This is a genomic window from Pseudomonas brassicacearum (assembly GCF_003732265.1).
GTDB lineage: Bacteria > Pseudomonadota > Gammaproteobacteria > Pseudomonadales > Pseudomonadaceae > Aquipseudomonas > Aquipseudomonas brassicacearum_D.
Map to the genome: position 1 here is coordinate 1 of NZ_MOBK01000018.1, position 25,897 is coordinate 25,897.

The 25,897-nt window shown below is 59.9% G+C and carries 10 protein-coding genes, 2 rRNA genes and 1 pseudogene; 6 read left to right on the forward strand and 7 right to left on the reverse strand.

Annotated features, from left to right (window positions below):
* The first annotated feature begins 186 nt into the window (after window positions 1-186).
* Both rrf (BK660_RS29095) and rrf (BK660_RS29100) read left to right on the forward strand, forming a co-directional pair.
* Window positions 187-302: ribosomal RNA gene (gene rrf / locus BK660_RS29095) — 5S ribosomal RNA — on the forward strand.
* 108 nt (window positions 303-410) lie between these two features.
* A 5S ribosomal RNA gene (gene rrf, locus BK660_RS29100) occupies window positions 411-526 on the forward strand.
* Between the two features lie 79 nt (window positions 527-605).
* Here rrf (BK660_RS29100) and BK660_RS29105 read toward each other — a convergent pair.
* From BK660_RS29105 to BK660_RS29125, 5 genes are all read right to left on the reverse strand, one after another.
* A complete protein-coding gene (locus tag BK660_RS29105; protein ID WP_123436272.1) occupies window positions 606-1,073 on the reverse strand; it encodes an SRPBCC family protein in 468 nt (155 codons plus the stop codon).
* Window positions 1,074-1,095: 22 nt separating this feature from the next.
* Entirely contained in the window at window positions 1,096-4,506 is a 3,411-nt protein-coding gene (locus BK660_RS29110) for a non-ribosomal peptide synthetase (RefSeq protein WP_123436273.1), read from the reverse strand.
* Between the two features lie 14 nt (window positions 4,507-4,520).
* Complete coding sequence (locus BK660_RS29115) at window positions 4,521-5,450, reverse strand: diiron oxygenase (RefSeq protein WP_123436274.1); 930 nt, start codon at window positions 5,448-5,450, stop codon at window positions 4,521-4,523.
* Entirely contained in the window at window positions 5,447-6,223 is a 777-nt protein-coding gene (locus BK660_RS29120; RefSeq protein WP_123436275.1) for a DUF3050 domain-containing protein, read from the reverse strand. The genes BK660_RS29115 and BK660_RS29120 overlap by 4 nt, the downstream gene beginning before the upstream one ends.
* 683 nt (window positions 6,224-6,906) lie before the next feature.
* On the reverse strand, window positions 6,907-7,617 hold the full coding sequence (locus BK660_RS29125) for a GntR family transcriptional regulator (RefSeq protein ID WP_123436276.1): 711 nt from the start codon (window positions 7,615-7,617) through the stop codon (window positions 6,907-6,909).
* A 218-nt stretch (window positions 7,618-7,835) separates the two neighbouring features.
* Between BK660_RS29125 and lapG the strand changes: the two genes are divergently transcribed.
* From lapG to BK660_RS29140, 3 genes are all read left to right on the forward strand, one after another.
* Window positions 7,836-8,528 (forward strand): cysteine protease LapG, encoded by a 693-nt coding sequence (gene lapG / locus BK660_RS29130; RefSeq protein ID WP_123436277.1) that lies wholly within the window; start codon window positions 7,836-7,838, stop codon window positions 8,526-8,528.
* Between the two features lie 14 nt (window positions 8,529-8,542).
* Window positions 8,543-10,495 (forward strand): cyclic di-GMP receptor LapD, encoded by a 1,953-nt coding sequence (lapD, locus tag BK660_RS29135; protein ID WP_123436278.1) that lies wholly within the window; start codon window positions 8,543-8,545, stop codon window positions 10,493-10,495.
* A 424-nt stretch (window positions 10,496-10,919) separates the two neighbouring features.
* Window positions 10,920-11,195, forward strand: coding sequence for a DUF6124 family protein (locus tag BK660_RS29140; RefSeq protein ID WP_123436279.1), 276 nt, complete (start codon window positions 10,920-10,922; stop codon window positions 11,193-11,195).
* A 157-nt stretch (window positions 11,196-11,352) separates the two neighbouring features.
* Here the strand turns inward: BK660_RS29140 and BK660_RS29145 are convergent, their stop codons facing one another.
* Window positions 11,353-11,691: a tryptophan synthase subunit beta gene (locus tag BK660_RS29145; protein ID WP_123436280.1), complete on the reverse strand. Its 339-nt coding sequence runs from the start codon at window positions 11,689-11,691 to the stop codon at window positions 11,353-11,355.
* Between the two features lie 148 nt (window positions 11,692-11,839).
* On the reverse strand, window positions 11,840-25,009 hold the full coding sequence (locus tag BK660_RS29150; protein ID WP_123436281.1) for a retention module-containing protein: 13,170 nt from the start codon (window positions 25,007-25,009) through the stop codon (window positions 11,840-11,842).
* A 704-nt stretch (window positions 25,010-25,713) separates the two neighbouring features.
* Between BK660_RS29150 and BK660_RS33750 the strand changes: the two are divergent.
* Window positions 25,714-25,865: pseudogene (locus BK660_RS33750) on the forward strand (TolC family outer membrane protein); the annotation flags it as partial.
* Window positions 25,866-25,897: the final 32 nt, after the last annotated feature.

Sequence of the window (25,897 nt, forward strand, 5' to 3'; positions counted from 1 at the left end):
CTAACCAATACTAATTGCCCGTGAGGCTTGACCATATAACACCCAAGCAATCTGTGAACTCGACAGAGACCAGATTGCGGTGTGTGAAGACGATACATTGTCGAAAATTCGAAACACACAAATCTATTACATACCCATTCGCTGGAGCGTGATCTCGCAAGAGAGAACGACCTGGCTACCGAATTTCTTGACGACCATAGAGCATTGGAACCACCTGATCCCATCCCGAACTCAGCAGTGAAACGATGCATCGCCGATGGTAGTGTGGGGTTTCCCCATGTGAGAGTAGGTCATCGTCAAGATTAAATTCCGAAACCCCTATCTGCGTACGCAGGTAGGGGTTTTGTTTTAGTAGAAGTCACCATTTTTTGCTGGCACGTTACGGCTGTAACGGGCTGGTCACAGAATTTCTTGACGACCATAGAGCATTGGAACCACCTGATCCCATCCCGAACTCAGCAGTGAAACGATGCATCGCCGATGGTAGTGTGGGGTTTCCCCATGTGAGAGTAGGTCATCGTCAAGATTGAATTCCGAAACCCCTGTCTGCTAACGCAGACAGGGGTTTTGTCGTTTCAGGCCTGCGTTATCGATCAAACTCAGACTTATACAAACAGCTTCAACACATTATTCATCGCATCATCAGCAAACCCCTGCACAAACGCCTTGAACCCCGGCAGAGCCTCCACACCCCCCTGCGCCGGTTCGGCGATGATGGTCCAGGTCGCACGGGACTTGCCTACTCCCAGCGGCTCAACATTCATCGCTGCCCACAAATTGGCCACGCCTAATGTGTTGTAGATCGTGGTCCAGGTCATGTTCAACGCGTGGTCATCCCGCGAGTTGAGTTGCTCGACCACCAGGTTGCCATCCTTGAAGAATTTCTTGCGCAAGGACGAAACGCCCTCGCCCGTCATCTCAATGTGCGACAGCGCCGGAATGAACTGATCGAAGCCGGCAAAGTTACCAACGACTGCCCAGACCTTCTCGGCTTCCGTCGGCACTTCCACCGAGGACACCACGTGGCAGCCTTGAGGGTTTTTGATCAGGGTATCGGGTTGTAGAGTGCTCATGGTTTTGCTCCGTTTGGTTGATTCAGATGAAGTTGATTTCTTTCAGGTAGTCGCAGCCTCGACGCAGTAGCGCCGGGGTTTTTTCCGGGTAGTGCGCGCCCATCTGCCGCACGCCCGCCTGGGCATTGGCGTGGCCGATCATCGAGATATCGCCGATGTCTTCTTCGAAGCCGTTGAGGTAAAAACCGAGCACGCCGAACAGCGCGTTGTCGCTGTCGACGCGGCCCAGTTGCTGCTGCCAGTGCGCGACGCTGACCATCGAGAATTCCCGCCCGGCTTCGCGAAAGGACGCCACGTAGTCGTCCCAGCTCAGCGGTTCGGGGTTGTGCAGGTTGAACACCGCTTTTTCAGGCTGATAACGGCCGGCATGGAAGGCGATGAACCGGGCGAGAAAGTCCACCGGCATCAAATCGAAATTCAGCGCGAACTCCGGCACCTGGCCGAGCTGGATCGAGCCTTTGAGCATCAGCATCAAACGGTTTTTGTGCGGCTGGCAGACACCCGTGAGGCTGTTGAAACTGATGTTGCCTGGGCGATAGAGATTGACCCGAACCCCACGCTCGCGCGCCCGTTCAAGAATCCGTTCGCCGACCCACTTGGAGAGGTTGTAGCCGTTCTTGATATAGATCGGCGGTGTCTGCGCCGCGGGCAATTCCAGCACCCGGCCATCGGCCGCAATCGTGCTGGACGCCGAGAGCGTCGAGACGAAGTTGAAGACCTTCTTGCTGCGCCCTTCACACAACCTCAGGCACTCGAAAATCGGTTCGACGTTGTCACGCGCCAGTGATTCGTAATCGAGTACGTGATTGACGTTGGCAGCGTTGTGCACCAGCGCGCCGAACTCTCGATCGAGGCGCTCATACACCTCATTGGAAAGCCCCAGAGACGGACGAGTGATGTCCGCGGCGTACACCCGCACCCGGCTCAGGTCCAGGTGCTCCAGACGGTTCTCGCGCAATGCATGAGCAAAGCGCTCAGCCGCCGATTGCCCACCGCCATCGCGCACCAGGCACACGACTTCAGTGGCGCCCCAACCCAACAGCGCCTCGACGATATGCACACCGACAAAACTGTTCGCGCCGGTGACGATCACCTTGTGCACATCGCCCATTTGGTTGACCGGCAGCGGCTGAATATCCAGCTCACGGAAGGCATCCGCCAGGGCCCTTTCGCTCAGCACTTCTTCAGTGCCGGAGCCGCGTACCAAGGTCGCCAACTTCGCAATGGTCGGCAGTTCAATGAAGCGGTTGATCGAAATACTGCGCCCGAATTCCTCACGCAATCGCAGCAACATGCGCGATAACAGGATCGAGTGACCACCCAAATTGAAGAAGCTTTCGTCGGTTGAAATGTCACTGGCCGGCAGCTCCAGCAACTCGGCCCAGATCTCCAGCAGCAAGGCCTCATCGGCACTGACTGGCAAGCGCCGTGCGCTGTTTTCCAGGACGTTGACCGGCATGGCAAGCAACGCTTTGCGATCGACTTTGCCGTTACTGGCGAAGGGCATGCTGTTTAGTTCGGTCCATGCACCGGGCTGCATGTAGTCCGGCAAAAACTGCAACGCGTGAGCCTTCAATGCATCGCGAGCGGCACCGGGTCGGTCTTCCTGAGGCTGTGCGAGGAAGGCCAGAATGCGTCGCTGACTGTCGATGACCACCGCCACCTGACGGTACAACTGGCTGTCGCGCAGGCAGCGTTCGATCTCTTCCGGTTCTACCCGAAAGCCGCGAATCTTCACTTGGTTATCCCGCCGCCCACACAGCTCGATGCCGTCGCGGGTCCACTTGGCCATATCGCCGGTCCGATAGGCGCGCAGCCTTTGGCCGCTTGGCAAACTCAGGTTCAGATAGCGTTCGGCGGTCTGCTGCGGGTTGTTCAGATACCCCAGGCACACACCCGGCCCGACGATGTACAACTCACCGACGGTGTGGTCGGTGACGGGTTGGGAGTCTTCATCAAGAATCAGCACCTGACTGTTGGCAATCGGTGCACCGAGAGTTCGATTGCTGTCGCCGGGACGCAACTGTCGCGCGGTAATCAGCACCGTGGCTTCGGTCGGGCCATACAGGTTGTAGAGCTTGCCCTGGCGCGTCAGTTGCTCGATCACGTACGGTTCGCAAACGTCGCCGCCGGTCATCACATGATCCAGTCCCTGTAACTGATCCAGCGGCAGAATGCTCAGCAGTGCCGGCGGTAAAAAAGCGTGGCTGAGTTGCTGGTGGCGGATCAGCTCGACCAGTTGCAAGGGGTCGCGGCGTTGATCGTCACTGGGCACGATCAGCTCGGCGCCCTGCAGCAGGGTCGGGAAAATATCGATCAGCGACGAGTCAAAACTCAGCGACGAAAACTGCAGTACCCGACTCTGTTCGGTGAGGTGTACGTAGTCGGCGTACCACGCGGTGAAGTGTGCAAGGTTGGCCTGACTGAGCAACACGCCTTTGGGATGCCCGGTGGTGCCCGAGGTATAGAGCGCCATGCACGGCGCATCTCTATCAGGCCGCTGACGCATCAAGGGCTGTTCGAGGTCCACGTCATCGATGTCGATGTGGCTGATGTTCAGCCCTGGCATGTCGTCGGCGAGCGGGTGCTGGCCGTCATGCAGCAACAGCACCGCCCCGGCATCGGAAAGAATGTACTGCTGACGTTGCAGCGGATGGCTCGGCTCCAGCGGCAAGTACACCGCGCCGCTGCCGAGAATCGCCAGAATCCCCGCATACAGCGCACTGCATTTCGGCAGGCAGATCCCGACCACCAACGGCCCCTGATGCTTATCGAGCAGCGGCTGTAACTGCTGTTGGATAGCTCGGCTATAGGCATGCAGTTGTCGAAAGCTCAGCGTCGTACCATCGATGCTCAACGCGGGTCGTTCGGCTGATTGAAGGAAGCGCTGTTCAAGGCGCTCGATCATCGGGATCTGCCCCAATTCCAGCAGCCAGGGTTGGGCGGTAATGTTGAGCTGATGGACGAACGCCAAATGTTCAAGCCACACCAGAGTCTCCACACGCTCAAAGTCAGCCGGTGCTGCCGGTTGTGCGTGGAGGAAATACTCGGCATCCCGGGAGAAGCGGCTGACCAGCAGTGCGACGTGATCCACCAGCTCCGCCACCGCTCGCAGGCGCAATGCCTGGCCGTTGCCGTAAGGCTCGTCGGCGATCGGCACGCGCGTGAACAATGCCGAGTTGTACGAGCACAAGAGGTCCAGCGACGGCAAGCCGCCAGCCTCCGATCCGCCGATACCCAGTTGCAGCGTCAGTCGCGGTATTGCGCTGAAACCCGAAAATGCCAGGCTCGCGTCCTCGATCAGCAAATCAACCGACGGCTGCTCATTGAGCGTGTCGAGCCGCACCAGCGAATGACCGTGTTGTTCAAGTTCCAGCGCCAGGTCGGTCAAGGCCTGGCTTTGCCCAATGAGCAAAATGTCGAGACGTCTCATGGATGTTCTCCTCGTTAAACCAGGTAGTCGCTGAGGGCGTCTTGCACGCACGGCGAATCGAGCAGCGAACTGCTGCGGAAAAACCGCACGATGTTGGCGACCAGCGGGTGATGGCGATTGATCGGGAAGGCCAGCCCCGAGACTTCGCTCTTGAGTGCCTGACGCGTCGCGTCGCTGATCTGCAAAGACTCGATCAACCGGAAGTCGAAGGACTTCTGAATGTCGTTGGTCAGGTAATGGCCGATGAACACCGGCAGGATCTGCGCGATGCAATGGCGGTCTTCTTCGCTCGCGGTGTGCCAGTAGATGCGCACCAGCCGCGCCCAGAAGCCGGAGTGGCGCCCTTCATCCAGCAGGTGATCAGCCATCAGGCCTTTGATCGATTGCTTGACCGTGTCGTCCTTGGCGAACGCCGCGACATCGCCGGTCACGGTGTTCTCGGCAATGGCCACGCAGATCAATTCGACGGCACTGCGCAGGTGTTCCGGCGCGAGCGCCACCGCTGCCGGGATGGCGCGACTGAGCTCGATTTCGTCGGGCAATACGATCGGTGTGATGCCGGTCATGGCGATGGTCTGCTGCATGAAGTCCATGGCCACCAAGGCGTGGTAATCCTCGTCCACCACCACAGTCATGGCGTCGTATCGACAAGCGAACGGGAACGTCACGGCGAAGCGATTCTTGGCGATGCTGCGCGCGGTCTTGTCGACGATCTCGGTTTCGAAAATCACTACGTCGTTAATGAATTTGTAGAGCGTCTGCACCAGCGCGAAGTCCCGTTGCTCGGGGCATTCGCGCAGGAAGGTTTCGCTCAGCACCAGTGGCTGGCGGCTCAAGGGATAGATCAGCTTGTCATCGTTTTCCAGCACCCGACGTGGGCGCGTGCGGATGGTCGCGCGGCTCTCCCAGGCGTCGGCAAAGGATTGGTAATCGGCGGCGTTCATGCGGTCACCTCACGCAACGGCTCGCCCATGCTCAGGCGCAGGCCGTCCCACAGGGCGATGCGGCTTTCCACGGCAGCAATCGCGCTGGCGTAGACGTCCTCTTCCCGTTGCGGATTGCCATCGACCAACCGCGCAAGGAGTCTTTCCGCTGCCGGGCCGTGGTCTTCGGAATCGACTTCGATGTGCCGTTCCAGGTAATAACGGAAGGTCGGTGCTTGCTCGATGCCGATGCCCCAATCGTCGAGAATCCGCTGGAACATCTGCGGAATCACACTCTCACGACCATGCAAGAACGCCGCTGCGACGCTGTGGCCCGGTGCATGCAACGCCGTGTGCAAGGTGTGCCGCACAAACTGTGCGGCGGCCGGGTCGACGTCCACGCTTTGCAGCGCGACGTCATAGCTCACGCCTTCCTGTTGCAACGCGACAAAGCGCTCCACGGCGACCGTGCTGGCCCCGACTTCGCGCATCGCATCCAGATACAATTCAAAGTGGCTGTAATGACCTTGGGCCGGACGATCATCGGATTCTTCACCGAGCACAATCTCGTTGATCAGGCGCGCGGCCTGCGAGTCTCGAGGCGGCAACCAAGGTAATTGAACGCAAGTCAGTTCCTGTTGCAGACGCTTGGTCAGCGACATGAAGTCCCAGACTGCAAAGACATGGGTTTCCATGAAACGTTGAAGTACCGGCAGCGAATGTATTTCAGAAAAAATCGGGTGTGCACTAAGTTCTGCCTTCTTCTGGGTGAGACGGTCTTTATTCGCTTTCATGAGTGAGCCTATAAGTGATCTGAGATGCCGTTAAGGAAGTTGCGATCAATCAGTGCGTGGCGTTTAAAGTTTTCAGTGGACGAGCAAGTGCCTCAATCTAATTGATCGGTTTTAGTGCTTGTGAGTCCGCAGGGCCGGCCTTGCAGGCCTTTGCTCAGTGCGGCGAACAAAAACTAATACACGAATAAAGTTCACGGCAAGTCATTTTTTAATTAAATAGAAGTTCAAGTTTATTAGGCGCGACAAGTTTCAATAAAACTTTAATTGGCAGTTTTATTTGGGCGTAGTTGCTCCTTCCGACTAATTAAGGTCAGAATTGAAATGAAGAGTGAATGCCTCACTCGAAGCAACTTTCTTGGTTGAATCAATGACATGACTTTAGAGGGTGGAAGTTGGCTGGGATCAACGCCGAAGCTTCCTTTCCCGTGACAAGACTCCTTCCGTAGGTTCTTGTTGCGGGGACTGTTGCGCAGGTGCGCAGCGTCGCCCGTTCATTGGTTGTTGGCAGTCCAAGAGTGAGCGTAAATCACGGCAGCCGCTATCACCGAAGCGTCAACTTCTCGGTGCAGTTATTGGGCTTGGGAGGGGAAAATCGAGGGTGAGGCTTTAGCGAGGGGCTGAGCGGCGTTGTGACAAGCGAAAACGAGCAGTCCGATCTGCTCGTTCTGGCTTGCTGGCACAATTTACCGGGCGGTTTTTTTATTCAGTGCGTCAGGGCTGGCGAGGTAGCGTGTAATGACCTCGACACCCCGGTTGAGGTGGTGCGCAAGCAGCTTTACTGCGCGCTCGATGTCGCGATCTTCCACCGCCAGCAGCAGCGCCCGGTGATCGTCCTGGGACAGTTTGCCCAGGCCCATCGCTTCGAGGTTGAAACGCAGGAAGCGTTCTTCTTCGTTCAACCCTTCTTCGATCAGGCTCAACAGGCGACGGTTAGGCGCCTTGCAGTACAGCGACATGTGGAACAAGCGATTGAGACGGCCGATCTCGCTGTAGTCCTGCTCTGTCTCCATATCATCGATATGACGGGCAGCGGCTTCCAGGTCTTCTTTGTCGAGTAATGGGATCGACAATCGCAGGGCTTCAGACTCCAGGAGAATCCGCAGCGCATAGGTTTCCACGGCGTCGCCCTGAACCAGCGGCGCAACGACGGCGCCTTTATGGGCGACCACGTTGAGCAGCGCCTGGGCTTCGAGCTGGCGCAAGGCTTCGCGCACGGGCATACGGCTGACGCCGAACAGGTCGGCCAGGTCTTGCTGGCGCAACGCGGTGCCGCAAGGGATGCGCCCATCGAGAATCGCCGAGCGCAGCGTTTCTTCGATCACCGAGCGTGCGAGGTGAGCGGGAATCGGCCCGCTGACCTTGATGCTGCTGAGAGGGTTGGTCTTGTGTGGCACTACTCGCACCCTATTCGACTGAAATATTTGGATCCAAATGGACACTAGTGACTGCGATGAAGCTTGTCAAACAAGTCAGGTTCTCAATCGCAAGCTTTTCATGTCATTCACAATACAAAGTCTAGCGTGTCACCCGTGATTGCACCGTGCCATTGTCTTTTGCCGGGGTAACCGGCACCATCGGCCGAATTCCATTTGCCTGCTCTGGATGCCTCGCATTGGCGGTACGTTTCGCAATCCCACGGATCTTGCGCTGGCTGTGCTGCGCGCTGCTACTGGCTGGCGTCATGCTGGGCGGCTTGCAGGCCGATTGGGACTTTTCGCTGATCAGCCGGCGCGCTCAGGCCCTGTACGGGCCGTTGGGCGAAGGGCAGCAACGGATCGACGCCTGGCAGCATTTACTGGCCACGCAGAAGCAGGTCGGCGAGCTGGAACAGCTCAAAGTGGTCAACCTGTTCTTCAACAATCAGGTGCGCTACGTCGAGGACATCGACCTGTGGCACGAAGTCGATTATTGGGAAACGCCCATCGAAGCGCTGTGGAAGGGCGCCGGCGATTGCGAAGACTATGCGATTGCCAAGTATTTCAGCCTGCGCCACCTCGGCGTGTCCAGTGACAAGCTGCGCATCACGTACGTCAAGGCCTTGCGCCAGAACCGGGCGCACATGGTGTTGACCTACTATTCAAGCCCCGAGGCCATGCCGCTGGTGCTCGACAGCCTGATCAACGAGATAAAACCGGCCAATCAACGAACCGATCTGTTACCGGTCTACTCTTTCAATGCGGAGGGTTTGTATTTGCCGGGCGCCAAGGGCAACAAAAAGGTCGGTGACACCAAACGCCTGTCCCGCTGGCAGGACGTGTTGAAAAAAATGCAGGCCGAAGGTTTCCCGGTCGAAACGACAAACTAGGAGCACGCGCTCAGATGTCTTTGTTCAAACAGCTGTTGATCGCTATCTGTCTGTTCCTGGTGGTCGCCTTCACCGGCAGCTTCATGGTCAGCCTGGAGAGCTCGCGCACCCAGTACGTCAACCAGTTGCGTTCCCACGCCCAGGACGCTGCTACCGCGCTGGCGTTGTCCCTGACACCCAACATCGACGACCCGGCGATGGTCGAGTTGCTGGTCAGTTCGATTTTCGACAGCGGCTACTACGCGAGTATCCGCGTCGTCGACTTGAGCAACGACAAAACCATCGTCGAGCGCAGCGGGATTCCGGCTGTGAACAACGTGCCGGACTGGTTCGTCAAAATGATCGGCCTCGAAGCCGCTGGCGGCGATGCAATTGTCAGCCGTGGATGGGAGCAGGCGGCGCGGGTCGAGGTGGTCAGCCACCCGATGTTCGCGCTGGCCAAGCTGTGGCAGAGCGCGCTGGGCAGTCTCGGCTGGTTGCTGGTCTGCGGCGCCGTGAGCGCGGTGCTGGGCGCGCTGTTGCTGCGCCGCCAATTGAAACCGCTGGACTACATGGTCCAGCAATCCCACGCCATCGCCCGTCGTGAGTTCCTCAGCCTGCCGGAGCTGCCACGTACTCCGGAACTGCGCCGCGTGGTGCAGGCGATGAACCAGATGGTCGAGAAGCTCAAGGCGCTGTTCCAGGAACAGGCCGAGCGCAGTGAAAAACTGCGGGTCGAGTCCTATCAGGACAACCTGACGGGGCTCGCCAACCGTCGTTATTTCGAGATGCAATTGAACGCTCGGGTGAGCAATCCGGAGCAGGCCAGTTCCGGTTATCTGCTGTTGCTGCGGGTCAAGGACCTGGCGGGTTTGAACCAGCGCTTGGGCGGTCAGCGCACTGACCAGTTGTTGAAAGCGGTGGGCGAGCAGTTGTCCCGCGAGTGTGCTAAATACCCGGAAACCCAGAACCTCGTCACGCGGATTCGCGGCGGCGAGTTCGCTGTGCTGGCGCCGGGGCTGGTGCGCGAAGAAGCGTTGCAACTGGCGCAGAACCTCGACAGTGCCCTGGCCAGCCTGCATGCGACGGGCGCCACCGACGTGGCTTCGGTGGCTTCGATCGGGCTGGCGCCGTTCGTTCATGGCGACTCCCCGCAAGCGGTGCTCGGGCTGGGCGACCAAGCGCTGGCTCAAGCTGAAACTCAGGGTGAGCCGAGTTGGGCATGCCTGGATCACAGCGCGTCGGCCAGCGTCGGCGATGACCATCATGCCTGGAACAACTTGCTGGATCAGGCGTTGAATCAGCGGCGCTTCCAGCTGTATTTCCAACCGGTCGTGGCCAGCCAGGACACGCAACTGGTGCTGCATTACAAAGTGCTCTCGCGCTTGGTCGACGAGCAAGGTCAGACCATTCCTGCCGGACGCTTCCTGCCGTGGCTGGAGCGTTTCGGCTGGACCGCACGACTGGACCGGCTGATGCTGGAATTGGTGCTGGAGCAGATGGCGGGCCACGAAGAGTCGCTGGCGTTGAACCTGTCGTCAGCGACGCTGGGCGATCCGCAAACGCTGAATAAAATCTTCGAGATCCTGCGAGCGAACTCCAATCTGGGGCCGCGCCTGACCCTGGAAATCGGCGAGGAACAATTGCCAGAGCAGGCGATGCTGGAAGAGCTGACGCGGCGTCTGCGAGAACTCGGCTTCTCCCTGAGCCTGCAACGTTTTGGCGGGCGTTTCAGCATGATCGGCAACCTGGCGCGGCTGGGGTTGGCGTACCTGAAGATCGATGGCGGGTACATTCGCGCGATTGATCAGGAGAGCGACAAGCGCCTGTTCATCGAAGCGATCCAGCGCGCGGCGCACAGCATCGATTTGCCGTTGATTGCCGAGCGGGTAGAGACCGAAGGGGAGTTGTCGGTGATTCGGGAGATGGGGATCTATGGGGTTCAGGGGCAGTTGTTTGGTGAACCCAAGCCTTGGCAGTTAGGCTGATGGCCTCATCGCGAGCAGGCTCACTCCTACAGTAGATCTTCAGTGAGCACAGATTCTGTGAACGACAAAACTCCCCTGTAGGAGTGAGCCTGCTCGCGATGGCGTCAATGCAGTCACCAAAAAATCTGAAGGAAAACTCCTAGGAGATTTCCTTCGAGTTGCGTCGGTTTTGGTGAACTTGTTCCGGGTAATGCGCAGGTCTGGTCTGGCCTTGTCACTGAATAATCGGTGACACGGACGTGCAAGTCCGGGTAAAAGACGACGCGCAACGCCATTGTTTTATGGCGGCTGTGCGTGGGAGATCTTTCTTCCGGGAATGATCTGCCGGGGTCCGTCTGCCCGGTCTTGCACACTCGCGCACAGCTGCCACCCCATTCGCGTGCAAGCGAACGGTCGTAGCTCCCAATACAGATGGAGATACAACATGTTCAAAGTTACCCCAAATCCGCCTTCTCCCCGCAGAGGCCACCTCTTCACCGTCTCCCCCGACATCCCCACCGAAGCCCTCCTGGCCAACGCCTCCGAAGACCTGCGCTCCATTAGCGCCATCGCCGCCAATCTGGCAGACGATGTCGAAGGCTCATGCCGCTGCGTCGCGCTGGGGCTTAGCCGAATGGCAGATGGGGTTCATTTGTTGGTGGAGCGGGCGCTGGATCACCTGGAGTCGCCAGAGTTGGCGCCGGGTTCGGTCAAGGTTTAACAGGGAATTCTTTTGGTGAAATGACTATCGCCTTCGCGAGCAAGCCCGCTCCCACATTGAAACTTCGTCGTTCACACAAGCTGTGATCACTGAAGATCTAATGTGGGAGCGGGCTTGCTCGCGAAGGCGTCAGTGCAGACACCAACGATGACGGGGGTTAAATCAACCCCGTCTCTTCATCATCAATCAAATGAATCAACCCGCCCAACGCCTCACGCGCCTGGGTCCGGTCCATCAATTTGGCCTGTGCCGCCGGCGGCAGGTCGGTGACGCGGATCACGCCTTTGCTGGTCAGCACCTGGATCAAGTCGTCGAGTACCCGGATCATTTCCAGGTCGCTCTGCTTGAGCTGTTTGAGGCTGGTTTCCATCACTTCGTTGGCATACCAGGCCTGGATTTCATGGTGGTCGGCCGGCAGTGTTTCCGTGGCCTCGGCGTAGGCCGCGGCTTCCACGCGCACTAACTGGCCTTGCGCATCGCGTTGCACGTAGAACATGTGAGCATCCCTCAGAAATGAACCAGCCTCATGCTGTCAGCAGCATAGGCCAACTGGACGCGAGTATGCGGTGCGGCGACGAAATCGTCACCGTGGAGAAAGGCACAAACGTGACGGCCGCCCCATAAGGGCGGCCGTTTTCGTTGGGTCAGCTGTTGTTGTGGTCGACTTTGATGGTCGGATCGCTGCCGGCAATCAACGTGTGGATGTTGGCGCTGGACCAATTGTTGCCTTCCAGTTTGATCGTCACGTCCGGAGTCGCGGCTGCCGCGTCGCCGGAGTTGAACTTGCCGCCGGCGCTGACTTGCAGCGACGACACGCCATCCACTGTGCTGATCTTCAGGAAGTTGTCGATGGTACTGCCGGTCTCGCCCTGCAACAGATCACGCAGATCGATGCGGTCGCCTTCGCTGGCCTTGAAGTCCTTGATCACGTCGTTGCCGGTGTCGCCCGACTTCCACACAAAGGTATCGGCACCCGAACCGCCAATGAGGATGTCGTTGCCTGAACCGCCCATCAGCGTGTCGTTACCCGAACCGCCGAGCAGGATGTCATTGCCCTTGCCGCCGTCGAGGCTGTCGTTGCCACCCGAGCCGAAGAGAATGTCATTGCCCGTACCACCCAACAGCGTGTCGTTGCCGTCGTGGGCGCCGGACACATCAAACACGGTGTAGTGCTCGGTGATGAACTGGTGCACGTTGCTGGTGGTGACCTTGGTAACGTCCACACCGGTCTGCTGGGCGACGAACGCCTGCATCGCCTGATAACCCTCACCGGCAATGCCGTTGAAGCTCACCAGGTCGCCGAACAGAATGTCGTTGCCGTCGCCGCCATTGACCGTGTCAGAACCCGGTTGCGTCGCTTCGGTATGTCCGACGATCGAGTTGGCCAGGTCTTTCGGATCGATGTTGGTTTGCGGCGTATGGTTCGAGTCGTACGGGCTCAAGTCGACGAGGGTAACGCCCTTGTTCAAGCCAATGGCTTCGACGTTGGACACATTGCTCAGCAGCGCAAAACTGGAAGAGGAGTTATCGACAATCGTCTGATCACTGCCGCTGCCCGTCGTGGAGGACACCTCGTAAGTGCCGTCGCCCTGAGCATGAATGGTTCCCACGCTACTGGCTTTCCAGTTGTTGGAGCCGTTCAGGGTGTACAGCGTCGCATTCCCGTCACTGTCGATGGCCAGTTTGTGAGTGCTGTCGATGGTCGTGGAGAAGGTATCTCCCGGCTTGTAATTGCTGGTTTTCACCACGTCATCAAGCTTCACGCTGCCGTACAGCGTCGGGTTGGTCTTTTCGCCACTCTGGTAGTAGTTCGGCTGACCGTCGGTGATGAAGTACGTGAGGTTCTTCGCCCCGGTGTTGGCCACGGCGTCAGCGCTCTGGAACCAGTTGGCCGTGGTTTTGAACACATCTTCGTAGTTGGTCACACCGCCGGACGACATCGAGTCCAGTACCGATTTGAGCAAGGTCAGGGCGTTCGGATCGTTCAGGTTGACCGATACCGATTTGTTGACCTGGGTATCGAAGTCCACCAGGAAGATGTTCACGGTGCCCGAGTTGCCGCCCATGCTCTGCTTGAGGGTGTTGAACACCGACGTCAGCGAGTCCTTGGCGGCGTTGATCGACGACGAGCTCATGCTGCCTGAGCTATCGACCATGAAGGCGATGTTGTAGTTAGTGCCCGGCACCACGGTCAGCCCGCCGATGTCGGCGACCATGATGTCGTTGCCGTCGGTGCCAGTGATGTTGTCATTACCGGACGTTGCGGTAACGGCGTTGTAAGCCGCCGGGTAAACCGTGACGGGAATCGTCGCGGTGCTGAGTGCCGAGCCGCCCAACGCTTCAGTGGAGGTCGAGGTCACGGTCAGGTTGAACTGGCCGTTGTAGTACGGCGGCGGGGTCACGGTCAGGGTGCCGAGGTTCCAGCCGGTGACGTTGGCTTCGCCGGAGGTCGCGGTGGCGGTGAACGTGTGGCCGGCGCCATCGGTGAGCACCGAGCCCGCCGGGATGCCGCTGATCTTCACGCTCAGGCTTTCGGAGCCGTCGGTGTCGGTCAGCGCTGTGTTGATTGCGGTCAGGTGAACGCTGGTGCCTTCGGCGCCGGTGTTGAGTTTGTAACCGTCGTAGTAGCCTTCGCCGTTGGTGCCGTGCAAATCGGACACGGTCACGCCGGCAGCGGCCAGGTCCGCCACACCGGTGTACAGCGGCACGCCAGCGCTGCTCAGGTCGACTGCCGCACCGCCGTTGACCGACAGGTTGACGTCATAGCTGCCCGGGCCGCTCTGGTTGTGGTGGTAGATGTCCAGGGTGTAGTAACCGCTGGTGGTCGGGATGAACGAACCGTTCAAATTACCGCCCGCACCCCAGGTGATTGCCGCAACGTTCTTGCCGCCGATGGTCACCAGCAGGCTGTCATCGCCGGTACCGCTGAAGGTGTACGTCTTGCCCGCTTCGAGGTAGATCAGGCCGGAAGTTTTCGATGCCGTGCCTGCCGCGACGCTGCCGTCGGATTGCACGTTGGTCACGGTACCACTGGAGTTCGGTGTGCCCGCGCCATCGATGACACTTTTCAGTGTGGTCGACGTCGCGCCGGTGCCATCGGTGCCGAGGCCCGACAGGCCGGTCCAGACCTCTTTGATCAAGCCCGTCGAGGTTACGTTGTTGCTCGCGACGTTCAGCGTTGGCGCGTCAGCCACCGGGGTGATGTCGATTTTGATTGTGCCGGTGTTGCCCTGCAGCGAACCGTCGGTTGGCTGGAACTGGATCTGCGCGTAGTCCGCCTTGTTGTTGCCCATGCCGGCGCTATTGCCGTTGGCGCCAGACTCGTTGGCATCCGGCATGAAACGTACTTTGCCCGCGTCGATATCAGTCTTGCTGAGGGTCTGGTTAGCCGTTACGTCGGTCCAGGTCGAACCGTTCAGGTACTGCAATTTGCCTTCGCCCGGCAGGCCGGTGATTTTCACACCGAGGCTGGCGGCCGGGCTGTCGACATCGCTGACGCCAAAGGTCGACCAGCTCAGGATCAGCGGGGTGTCTTCCGTGCCGGTGACGTTGACCGGTGCTGCTGTCGGTGCGTCATTCACCCCGACCACGGTCACGGTGGTGGTCGCGGTGTTGGAGTAGTTGCTGCCATCGGTCACGGTCACGGTGATGATCCGCGGCACGGTGCTCGGGTCTTCACTGCTGTTGGTGAAGCTGATGTTCTTGATCTGCTGGATGTAGTCGGCGAGCGTCGCGTTGCCGGACAACGTCAGCGTGACCGTGCCATTCGTGCTGTTGGCATTGATGGTGATGCCATTGACGCTGTTGCCCAGGTTCAGCGCATCACCCGTCTGACGGTTGGTCAGCACGATGGTTGCGCCGGTCATCATTGTGCTGTCCGGGTCGGTGATTTTCAGGTCGGTGTCGCCGATCGATACACCCTGGCCGGTAGTGCCTTCGGTGAACGTCACGTTGTAGTTGGCACCGGTGGCACCGCTTGAGTTGTTGGCGTCGAGGTCGAGCACCGGCGGCGCATCGTTGTCGATGATCGAGGTGCTGACGCTGCCATTGGTCGTACTGACCGCCAGCGTCTCGAAGTTGCCGCCGGTGGCCGAGTCGATCTTGACCACGAAGTTTTCAGTACCTTCGGTGATCCGGTCGTCCAGCGTCGCGACGCTGAAATTGGCGCTGCTGGCGCCGGCCGGAATCTTCACGGTGTACACACCGGTGAAGTCCGAACCGTCGGCGGCGGTACCGCTGTAGACGATTTTCAGCGTCACTTCGGTCTGTGCCGGGTTGGTCAGGCTGACCGTGTAACTGGCGGTCTGGCCTTCGGTCACCGAAGTGCTGCCAGTGATGCTGACCGTGGTGGTGTCCTTGAAGTCGCCGACTGTGGTCGAGACGCTGGTCTTGTCTGCGCCGAGGGCTTCGAGATTGCCGCCGCTGGCGCTCTTGATCGATTCAGTGACGGTTGGCGCGCCGTTGTAAACGTCGTTGCCTGCGCTCACGGCCAAGGTGCCCGAGCTCTGGCCGACGGCGATGGTGATGGTCTTGCCGCTGTCGAGGGTGACGGTGACCGGAGCATCGTGAGCGGTGACCAGTGCGCCGTTCTTGTCGGTGATGGTCGCGGTGTAGGTGATGGTGCCGTTTTCGTTGACCGACGGGGTCGCGGTCAGCTTCACGGTGGTGGCGTCGTTGACGTCATTGACCGAGGTGGTGACCTTGTCGGTATTAGGCGAAATCAATTCCAGGTTGCCACCGGCCGCCGATTTGATGCCTTCGGTGACCGTGGTCGGACCTTTGTAGACGTCGTTGCCTGCGCTCACGGCCAAGGTGCCGGAGCTCTGGCCGACGGCGATGGTGATGGTTTTGCCGCTGTCGAGGGTGACGGTGACCGGCGCATCGTGAGCGGTGACCAATGCGCCTTTGGCATCGGTCAGGGTTGCGGTGTAAGTGATGGTGCCGTTCTCATCCACGCTCGGCGTAGCGGTCAGTTTCACGGTGGTCGCGTCGTTGACGTCATTGACCGTGGTGGTGACTTTGTCAGTGTTTGGAGCGATCAATTCCAGGTTGCCACCGGCCGCCGATTTGATGCCTTCGGTGACTGTGGTCGGACCTTTGTAGACGTCGTTGCCTGCGCTCACGGCCAAGGTGCCCGAGCTCTGGCCGACGGCGATGGTGATGGTTTTGCCGCTATCCAGCGTCACGGTGACCGGCGCATCGTGCGCGGTGACCAGTGCGCCTTTGGCATCGGTCAGAGTCGCGGTGTAAGTGATGGTGCCGTTTTCATCGACGCTTGGGGTCGCGGTCAGCTTCACGGTGGTGGCGTCGTTGACGTCATTGACCGTGGTGGTGACTTTGTCAGTGTTTGGCGCAATCAATTCAAGGTTGCCACCGGCCGCCGATTTGATGCCCTCGGTAACCGTGGTCGGACCTTTGTAGATATCGTTGTCCGCCGTCACCTGCAAGGTGCCGGAGCTCTGGCCGACGGCGATGGTGATGGTTTTGCCGCTGTCGAGGGTGACGGTGACCGGCTCATCGTGAGCGGTGACCAATGCGCCTTTGGCGTCGGTCAGGGTCGCGGTGTAGGTGATGGTGCCATTTTCGTTGACCGACGGAGTGGCGGTCAGCTTGGCGATAACTTCGCTGATGGTGTCGGTGATGACCACCGACGCCGGGTTGCCCACAACCAGGTTTTCCAGCGCAGTGCCACCGGAAGTCGCGCCGCTGATGCCCAGCGTCGCAGTGCCGGCGTCTTTGTAGACGTCTTCGCCTTGCGGCGACAGGGTGTGGACTTTTTCCGTTTCGCCCGCGGCGAAGGTAACGGTCTGGCCGTCGCTCAATTTCACGGTCAGGGCAACATCCTGGGCCTTGTCGAGCTTGATGGTGAAGCTTGGCGCCTGGTTTTCCAGCACCGCGCCGTTGCCGACGATGGTGATGCCGACCTTGTCGCCCTGGTTGTTGGTTGTGGTACCTGAACCTGCTTCATCGGTAACGGCGGTTTGCACCGAATTCTGAGCCAGGGTCAGAGGTCCGGAGGTCTCTGCGCCGCTGACGCTTTCGAGTTTGTTGACGATGGTCGGTTGACCGCCCATCAGGATGTCGTCCGGGGCGGTGACGGTGAACGAGCCGGTCGTCTTGTCGGCCGGTACCGTGATGACGGTGCCGTCGGTCAACTTGAAGGTCAGCGCATCGTGACGCTCGATGGCAATGCCGTCTTTGTTCGACAGGGTCACGGTGTAAGTAATCTGGCCACCTTCCGCCACGGTGGTTTTATCCACCGTGAGGGTTGCGACCACTTCGCTGATGGCGGCCGGCGGGTAAACCGTGACCGGGATCGTTGCGGTGCTTGGCGCCGAACCGCCGAGGGTCTCGGTGGACGTCGAGGTCACGGTCAGGTTGAACTGGCCGTTGAAGCCTGCAGGCGGAGTCACGGTCAGGGAACCGAGGTTCCAGCCAGTGACATTGGCTTCGCCTGAGGTCGCAGTCGCGGTAAAGGTATGGCCCGCGCCGTCAGTGAGTACCGAGCCCGCCGGGATGCCGCTGATCTTCACGCTCAGGCTTTCGGAGCCGTCGGTATCGGTCAGCGCCGTGCTGATGGCGGACAGGTGAATGCTGGTGCCTTCGGCGCCGGTGTTGAGTTTGTAGCCGTCGTAGTAGCCTTCGCCGTTGGTGCCGTGCAAATCGGAAACCGTCACGCCGGAAGCGGCCAGATCCGCGACGCCGGTATACAGCGGAACGCCAGCGCTGCTCAGGTCGATGGCCGGGCTGCCGTTGACCGACAGGTTGACGTCATAGTTGCCCGGGCCGTTCTGGTTGTGGTGGTAGATGTCCAGGGTGTAGTAACCGCTGGTGGACGGGGTGAACGAACCGTTCAGGTTGGCACCCGCGCCCCACGTAGTGGCCGCGATGTTCTTGCCGCCAATGGTCACCAGCAAGCTGTCATCGCCGGTGCCGCTGAAGGTGTACGTCTTGCCGGCTTCGAGGTAAATCAGGCCGGAGGTTTTCGACGCCGTGCCTTGGGCCACATCGCCACCGGATTGCACGTTGCTCACGGTGCTGCTGGAATTCGGTGTGCCGGCGCCATCGATGACACTTTTCAGTGTGCCCGTTGCCGCGCCGCTGCCATCGGTGCCCAGGCCCGACAGACCGGTCCAGACTTCCTTGATCAACCCAGTCGACGTGACGTTGTTGCCCGCGACATTCAGCGTTGGCGCATCCGCCACCGGAGTGATGTCGACTTTCAGGGACGCTTCAGTGCCCTGGTTGAAGCCGTCGGTAGGCTTGAACTGGATCTGCGCGTAATCCGACGCTTTGTTACCTACGCCGGTTCCGCCATAACCATCGGTACCCGATTCATTAGCGGCGGGTACAAAGGTCAGTTTGCCCAGCGCGATATCCGCCTGGCTGATGGTCTGGCCCAAGGTGACCTGCACGCCGTTGAACAGCAGGGTGCCACCGCCCGATACCTGGGTGATGGTGATGCCGAGCGGGCTATCGTTATCGACGTCGGTGACCTTGAAGTCGTTCCAGCTCAGGGTGATGGTCGAATCTTCGAGACCGGTGACAGCGCCACCGATGGACACTGGCGCGTGGTCGTTGTCGAGGATGGTGACGCTGGTCTTGTCGGTGCTCAGTACCAGGTTTTCGAACGTGTTGGTGCCCGAAACACCAGTCAGTTGATTAACCACTGTCACCGGCTGGTTGATGACGTGGTTGTCCTGGGTGGTCACCACGGTGTTGCCGCTGGTTTGGTTGGCCGCAACCTTGACCACGGTGCCGTCAGTCAATGTAAAGGTCAGGTCACCGTGATTGTTGACCGGCAAGCCATCGGCGTTAGTCAGGGTCACGGTGTAGGTGACTTTGCCGCCTTCGGTGACGCTGGAGTTATCCACCGTCAGTTTGGCGACCACGTCGTTGAGGGTGTCAGTGATGTCCGTGGACACCAGCGACTTGTCCGGCACCAGGCTTTCAAATTTGCCGCCGCTGACCTGATCGATGCTGGCGGTGACTTTGCCGGCGTCCAGGTACACGTCGTCTTTCGGTGCGTCCACGCTGACGTGGCCGGACACCGCATCCTTGAGGATGGTGATGGTCGAGCCGTTGCTCAGTGTCACGGTCATGTCGCTGCCGGCGGCATGGGACAACGTCGCGGTGTAGACGATTTGCCCGCCTTCTTGCACCGAACCGCTGGCGCTGAGGGTCAGGCTGGTGGTGTCGGCGGTGTCGGTCACTTTGGTGACGACGGCCGAGCGGTCGGTGTCGAGTTTTTCGAAGTTGCCACCGGTGCTGTCCGCGATGGCTGCGCGGACGTCCGGTGCGCCGGTGTAGATGTCATTCGGCACGGTGTACGGCACCGAGCCGCTGGACTCGCCGGCCTTGATGTTGATCACCAGGCCATTGTTCAGCGTCACGGTCATCGCCGTGTCAGCCGGGTGACTCAGGGTGGCGGTGTAGATGATCTGGCCACCTTCGCCAACGGTGCTCACGTCTGAGCTGAGCTTCAGCGTGGTGGTGTCGATGGTGTCATTGACGGTGGTCGTGTGCGTGGTCTGGCTGACGTCGAGCTTCTCGAAATCGCCGCCGCTGGTGCTGGCGATGCCAACGGTGATCTTGCTGCCGTCCTTGTAGACGTCATCGCCCGGCGCCGGGAGGGTGATGGAACCTGACTTGTCGCCGGCCTTGATCACGACGCTCTCGCCGTTGCTCAACTTGACCGTCATGTCAGTGCCGGCGGCGTTGCTGAGGTTGACGGTGTAAGTGATGTTGCCGCCTTCGACCACGTAGTCGCTGGCGGTCATGGTCACCTTGGTGGTGTCCACGGTATCGCTGATGGCGGTCGAGGTCGGGGTCTTGTCGGCGACCAGATTCTCGAAGTTGCCACCGGTCACTTCCTTGATGGAGTTGACCAGCGGTTCGTGGCCGACCAGCGCATCGTTCGGTGCCTTGACGGTGATCGAGGCGGTGCTTTCACCGACGGCGATGGTGATTTTTTCACCATTGGCCAAGGTGACGACCACGGCCTGGCCAGTGACCGGTGCAGTGACAGACGCGGTGTACACCACGTTGCCGCCTTCGGTCGTGGCAGGCGTTGCCGTCAGGCTGACCGTCGAAGTGTTGATCGTGTCAGTGACTTGAGTAATTGCCGCTGCAGGGCTGCTCACCAGGTGTTCGAAGTTGCCGCCGGTAGCGTCCTTGATGGTTGCTTCGACTTTGCCGGCGTCTTTGTAGACGTCATCGGCCGGTGCCTTGACGGTCACCGAGCCAGTGGTCGCACCCGCAGCGATGCTGATCACCGCGCCGTTGCTCAGGGTGACGGTTACTGGCGTGCCGGCAGCGTTGGTCAGTGTGGCGGTGTAGACGATCGAGCCGCCTTCAGCGACGGAGTCGGTCGCGGTCAGGCTAACCGTGGTGGTGTCTTTAACATCGGTCACTGAAGTGACCGCCGGCGTTTTACTCGCCACCAGGTTCTCGTAGTTGCCACCGGTGGTGCCGTCGATTTTTACGCTCAACGTCGCACCGCCAGCCAGGGCGTCGTTCGGTGCCTTGAAGTTCACATGGGCGCTGCTGGCGCCAACCGGAATGGTGATGGTCTGGCCGTTCGACAAGGTCACTACAACCGGTGAACCGGTCACAGGCGCATTGACCGAGGCGGTGTAAACCACGGTGCCACCTTCGGCCGTGCTCGGCGTGGCGGTCAGGGAAACGGTGGTGTTGTTAATGGTGTCGGTTACGTCGGTGACGGCTGGCGTCTTGTCGGCGACCAGGTTCTCAAAGTCGCCGCCGGTGGTCTTGGTGATGCTGGCTTCCACTTTGCCGGCGTCTTTATAGACGTCATCCGACGGTGCGGCGTAGTTCACCGAACCGGTAAGGGCGCCTTTGGCAATATGGATCACCGCGCCGTTGCTCAGCGTCACATTCATGGCTGTGCCGGCAGCATTGGTCAGCGTCGCGGTGTAGACGATTGAACCGCCTTCAGCGACCGAAGGGGTGGCGCTCAGTGTCAGGCCGGTGGTGTCTTTCGTATCGGCAACGGTGGTGACCGCCGGCGCGTAATTGACCGCGACGTTTTCGAAGTTGCCACCGCTTTGGCTGACGATGATCGCCGCGACTTTGCCGCCATCGACGTACGGCGTGTCAGCCGGTGCCGCGAACTCGACCGAACCGCTGGAAGCGCCAGCGGCGATCTGGATGACCGCGCCGTTGCTCAACTTCACGGTCATGGCCGTGTCAGTCGGGTTGCTCAGGGTGGCGGTGTAGGTGATCTGGCCACCTTCGCTGACGGTGTGGCTGGCCGACAGAGACAGCAACGTGGTGTTGATGGTGTCGAAGACGATGGTGATGGCGGGTGCCGGGCTGACAACGAGGTTCTCGAAGTTGCCGCCGGTGGCGTCGGTCACCTTCACGGTGAGTAAACCGGTGTCTCTGTAGACGTCGTCGCTCGGTGCCGCGATGGTCACCGAACCACTGGTCTTGCCCGCGGCAATGGTGATGGTCTCACCGTTGCTCAGCGTGACGGTGACCGGAGTCTGCGCGGCGTGTGTCAGCGTAGCGGTGTAAGTAATGTGCGAACCTTCAAGTACCGCGGTGTCCGCGCTGAGGCTCAGGCGTGTGGTGTCGGTGGTATCAGCCACGTTGGTCACGGCTGGCGCCGGGTTGGTGACCAGGTTTTCAAAGTTGCCGCCGGCAGCGTCCTTGATGGTGACTTCGACTTTGCCGGCGTCCTTGTAGACGTCATCTTTCGGCGCATCGACTTTGACGGTGCCGGTGGTTTTACCGGCATCGATGGTGATCGTCGCGCCGTTGCTCAGGGTTACGGTCACTGGCGTGCCGGCCGGGTTGGTCAGGGTCGCGGTGTAGACAATCGAACCGCCCTCGTTGACGTTGCCGGTCGCGGTCAGCGATAGGGTGGTGGTGTCGACGGTGTCGGTCACGCTGGTGCTGACCGGTGTCTTGTCGGCGACCAGATTTTCGTAATTGCCACCGCTGACGTTGGTGATCGAGTTGGTGACCGGTGCATGACCATTGACCACATCGTTGGAAACCACGGCATTGACGGTGCCGCTGCTTTTGCCAATGTCGATGGTGATGGTCTGACCGTTGGCCAGGGTCACGATGACGGGCGAACCGGTGACCGGAGCACCGACCGATGCGGTGTAAACCACGGTGCCGCCCTCGGCCACGCTGCTGGTGGCGGTCAGGGTGACGGTCGAGGTGTCGAGGGTGTCGGAGACGCTGGTCACGGCGGCAGCCGGGTCTTTGACCAGATTTTCGAAGTTGCCGCCGGTGGCGTCCTTGATGGTGACTTCGACTTTGCCGGCGTCTTTGTAGACGTCATCGGCGGGTGCCTTGACGGTCACCGAACCAGTGGTAGCGTTGGCCGCGATGGTGATGACTGCACCGTTGCTCAGGGTGATGGTCACCGGAGTGCCGGCAGCGTTGGTCAGGGTCGCGGTGTAAACGATCGAACCGCCTTCAGCGACGGAATCGGTCGCGGTCAGGCTGACGGTGGTGGTGTCCTGGGTGTCGGTGATCGAGGTGTCCGCCGACTTGCCGTCAACGTCCAGCTTTTCGTAGTTGCCGCCCTTGGCGTCGTCGATTTTTACGCTCAGCGAACCGCCGCCCGCCAAGACGTCGTTCGGTGCGGTGAAATTCACACTGGCGCTGCTGTCGCCGACCGGGATGGTGATGGTCTGACCGTTGGACAAAGTCACAACAACTGGCGAACCGGTGACGGGGGCGGTGGCGGACGCGGTGTAAACCACGGTGCCGCCCTCGGCCACAGTACCGTTGGCGGTCAGGCTGACCGTTGAGGTGTTGATGGTGTCAGTAACGTCAGTCACCGCCGCTGTCGGGCTGCTCACCAGGTGTTCGAAGTTGCCGCCGGTGGCGTCCTTGATGGTCGCTTCGACTTTGCCAGCGTCTTTGTAAACGTCATCGGCGGGTGCCTTGACGGTCACCGAGCCAGTGATCGCACCCGCAGCGATGTTGATCACCGCGCCGTTGCTCAAGGTGACGGTCACCGGAGTGCCGGCAGCATTGGTCAATGTGGCGGTGTAGACGATCGAGCCGCCTTCGGCTACGGAATCGGTCGCGGTCAGGCTCAGCGTGGTGGTGTCTGCGGTGTCAGTGACCGAGGTATCCGCTGACTTGCCGTCAACGTCGAGCTTCTCGTAGTTGCCGCCCTTGGCGTCGTCGATTTTCACGCTCAGCGAACCGCCGCCAGCCAAGGCGTCGTTCGGTGCAGTGAAGTTCACGCTGGCGCTGCTGTCGCCGACCGGAATAGTGATGGTCTGGCCGTTGGACAAGGTCACGACGACCGGCGAACCGGTGACCGGCGCGGTAACGGACGCGGTGTAAACCACGGTGCCGCCTTCAGCCACAGTACCGCTGGCGGTCAGGCTGACGGTGGAGGTGTCGAGCGTGTCAGTGACTTGAGTCACCGCCGCTGCCGGATCGGTGACCAGATTCTCGAAATTACCGCCCACCGCCTCTTTGACAGTGACTTCAACTTTGCCGGCGTCTTTGTAGACATCATCAGCCGGCGCCGGGACGCTTACGCTGCCGGTGGTCGCGCCCGCCGCGATGGTAATGACCGCGCCGTTGCTCAAAGTCACGGTGACTGGCGTACCGGCCGGATTGGTCAGGGTAGCGGTGTACAGAATCTGTCCGCCCTCGGCCACTTCGGTTGATGCCGACAGGCTCAGGCCGGTGTCATCGCGGGAGTCGGTGATGGTGGTGACCGCCGGCGTGGTGCTCGGGACCAGGTTTTCGAAGTTGCCACCGGTTGCACCGGTAATCGTGGTGGTGACGGTGCTGCCATTGTTATAGACGTCGTTGGCAGTGGTCGGCACGTTAACGGTGCCCGTGGTCTGGCCGGCGTCGATGGTGATGGTCGAACCGTTGGACAGCGTGATGGTTACCGGGGTCTGGGCCGGATTGGTCAGCGTCGCGGTGTACGTGATCACGCCGCCTTCGGTAACGCTGGCGCCTGCGGTCAGCGTAACGGTGGTGGTGTCGACGGTGTCGGTGACCTGCGTCACGGCCGGGGTCGTCGGCGGAGTGACGATGATGCCGTTGCCGCCCGTGGTGCCGGTGACGGTCACATCGATCTGGGTCGGGTCGTTATAAACGGTGTCGTTGGGTGCGAACGGTACGCTGACGGTTCCGGTCAGTTGGCCGGCCTGGATCACGATCACCGAGCCGTTGGACAGGGTGATGCTCAGGTCGGTCAGCGGCGCCTGGGTCAGGGTCGCGGTGTAAACCAGTACGCCGCCGGCTTCGGTGATGGTCGGCGTGGCGCTGAGGCTCAGGGTCGACTCACGTTGCAGGGTCGGGTTGTTGTTGGCTGTTTGACCGTCGAGGGGGTTCTGTGCCGCCAATGCGTTGGTGCTAAAGCCCGCCGTCGGGAAACCAACGGTCGGGTCCACGCGGCCAGCGGTGGCGTCCAGCATCACGAAGCTGTGACCACCACCTGCCGCGCCGCCGGTGCCGGCAGCCGTAGGGCCGGCCGCGGTGGCTTCAAGGTCTTTGGTCGGGTCGGCGCCGGCGACGATGGCTTGCTGCAGTTCTTCAACCGATGGCGCGGCCTGTGCGGTGGCTTCTGCCAGGTCGGTGCTGGAGTCCGGAGTGTTTGCGCTCCACTGGGTGTCACGACCCAGATCCAGGGTCCGACCGTCAGCCAGTTCGAGCGTTACTGCGCCCGCTGCGCCAGTGTCTACCTGATCGCCTGTCAGCAACCGATCGCCTTCAACGAGTACACGACGGACGCCCTCTGGGGACACCGCGAAAACCTGACCGACAATGCTTTTGACGATGGCAACAACACTGCTCATTGAAGACTCTCCGGGCGGAACATTCAGTTGACTTGCAGGGACCTGGCGGCACTCTGGCCTGCCCTGTCCGGGCGCACTTTTAAAACAAGAATAGACGCAAGTTTGACGCGGACATTCGTCAAGAAACTGTCTATATTTTTTCGCTATTGACTATATGCCAAACTATTGACCTTGCAGGTGTCATCCTAAACACTCGTCCCAGTAATGTCACATTGATATTTGAGTGACGAGCCGTCTTGCCGAGTGTGATTTGGCTCCAACTTTTAACTTTCCGACATACGGTCATTCGTGTGGTCATTTTCCGATGTGTTCGTATGTTTCGCAGTGATTCACGACAAGTAATCAAGGGAAATCAAAACCGTTCGTCTGCAGTCGTCCAAGTCTCAACGCTTTGCTGCAGGCACCGGTTTTGTTCAGGTGCAGAGCTTTGCGCAGGCCATGCGACAGGCGCTGGGAGTCCATCCGGAAGTCCAGGCAGGTGTTAATAGTCGATTGGGCGCGGATTATCAGTTAAAGGACGTCAAAGAGGGATACCTCTACGGGGCGATCTGCTGGGCGGTTAGGGTCGCGAAGGCTCTTACCGAGTCACCCCATAAGTGATATCGAACCATTATCACCGGGAAATTTTGCACCTTGGCGAGTCGGGCGTACGCTTTGCGCAAATAGCTTTTGACGGTTTTTCGACGTCCAGTGAAGCGGGACGTCAACAAGCCGCCGAGATCAAAAACATTCAGTTATTTACTCAATACCGATTCAAGGCGACCATGAGCCAGTTGCTCAAGCGCCAGGGAGTGGTCGCACCGTTGGCATCCGTTGTGCAGAACGACGTGAAGCCCAGGTCCAGCTCCCGGGATGAATTGAGTCCTCCCTTTTTACCGTTAGCCAAGA

What these genes read in the sequence shown, in the direction of transcription:
- BK660_RS29105 (WP_123436272.1), bottom strand. Translation starts at nt 1,073, where the DNA reads ATGAGCACTCTACAACCCGATACCCTGATCAAAAACCCTCAAGGCTGC.
- BK660_RS29110 (WP_123436273.1), bottom strand. Translation starts at nt 4,506, where the DNA reads ATGAGACGTCTCGACATTTTGCTCATTGGGCAAAGCCAGGCCTTGACC.
- BK660_RS29115 (WP_123436274.1), bottom strand. Translation starts at nt 5,450, where the DNA reads ATGAACGCCGCCGATTACCAATCCTTTGCCGACGCCTGGGAGAGCCGC.
- BK660_RS29120 (WP_123436275.1), bottom strand. Translation starts at nt 6,223, where the DNA reads ATGAAAGCGAATAAAGACCGTCTCACCCAGAAGAAGGCAGAACTTAGT.
- lapD (WP_123436278.1), top strand. Translation starts at nt 8,543, where the DNA reads ATGTCTTTGTTCAAACAGCTGTTGATCGCTATCTGTCTGTTCCTGGTG.
- BK660_RS29140 (WP_123436279.1), top strand. Translation starts at nt 10,920, where the DNA reads ATGTTCAAAGTTACCCCAAATCCGCCTTCTCCCCGCAGAGGCCACCTC.
- BK660_RS29145 (WP_123436280.1), bottom strand. Translation starts at nt 11,691, where the DNA reads ATGTTCTACGTGCAACGCGATGCGCAAGGCCAGTTAGTGCGCGTGGAA.
- BK660_RS29150 (WP_123436281.1), bottom strand. Translation starts at nt 25,009, where the DNA reads ATGAGCAGTGTTGTTGCCATCGTCAAAAGCATTGTCGGTCAGGTTTTC.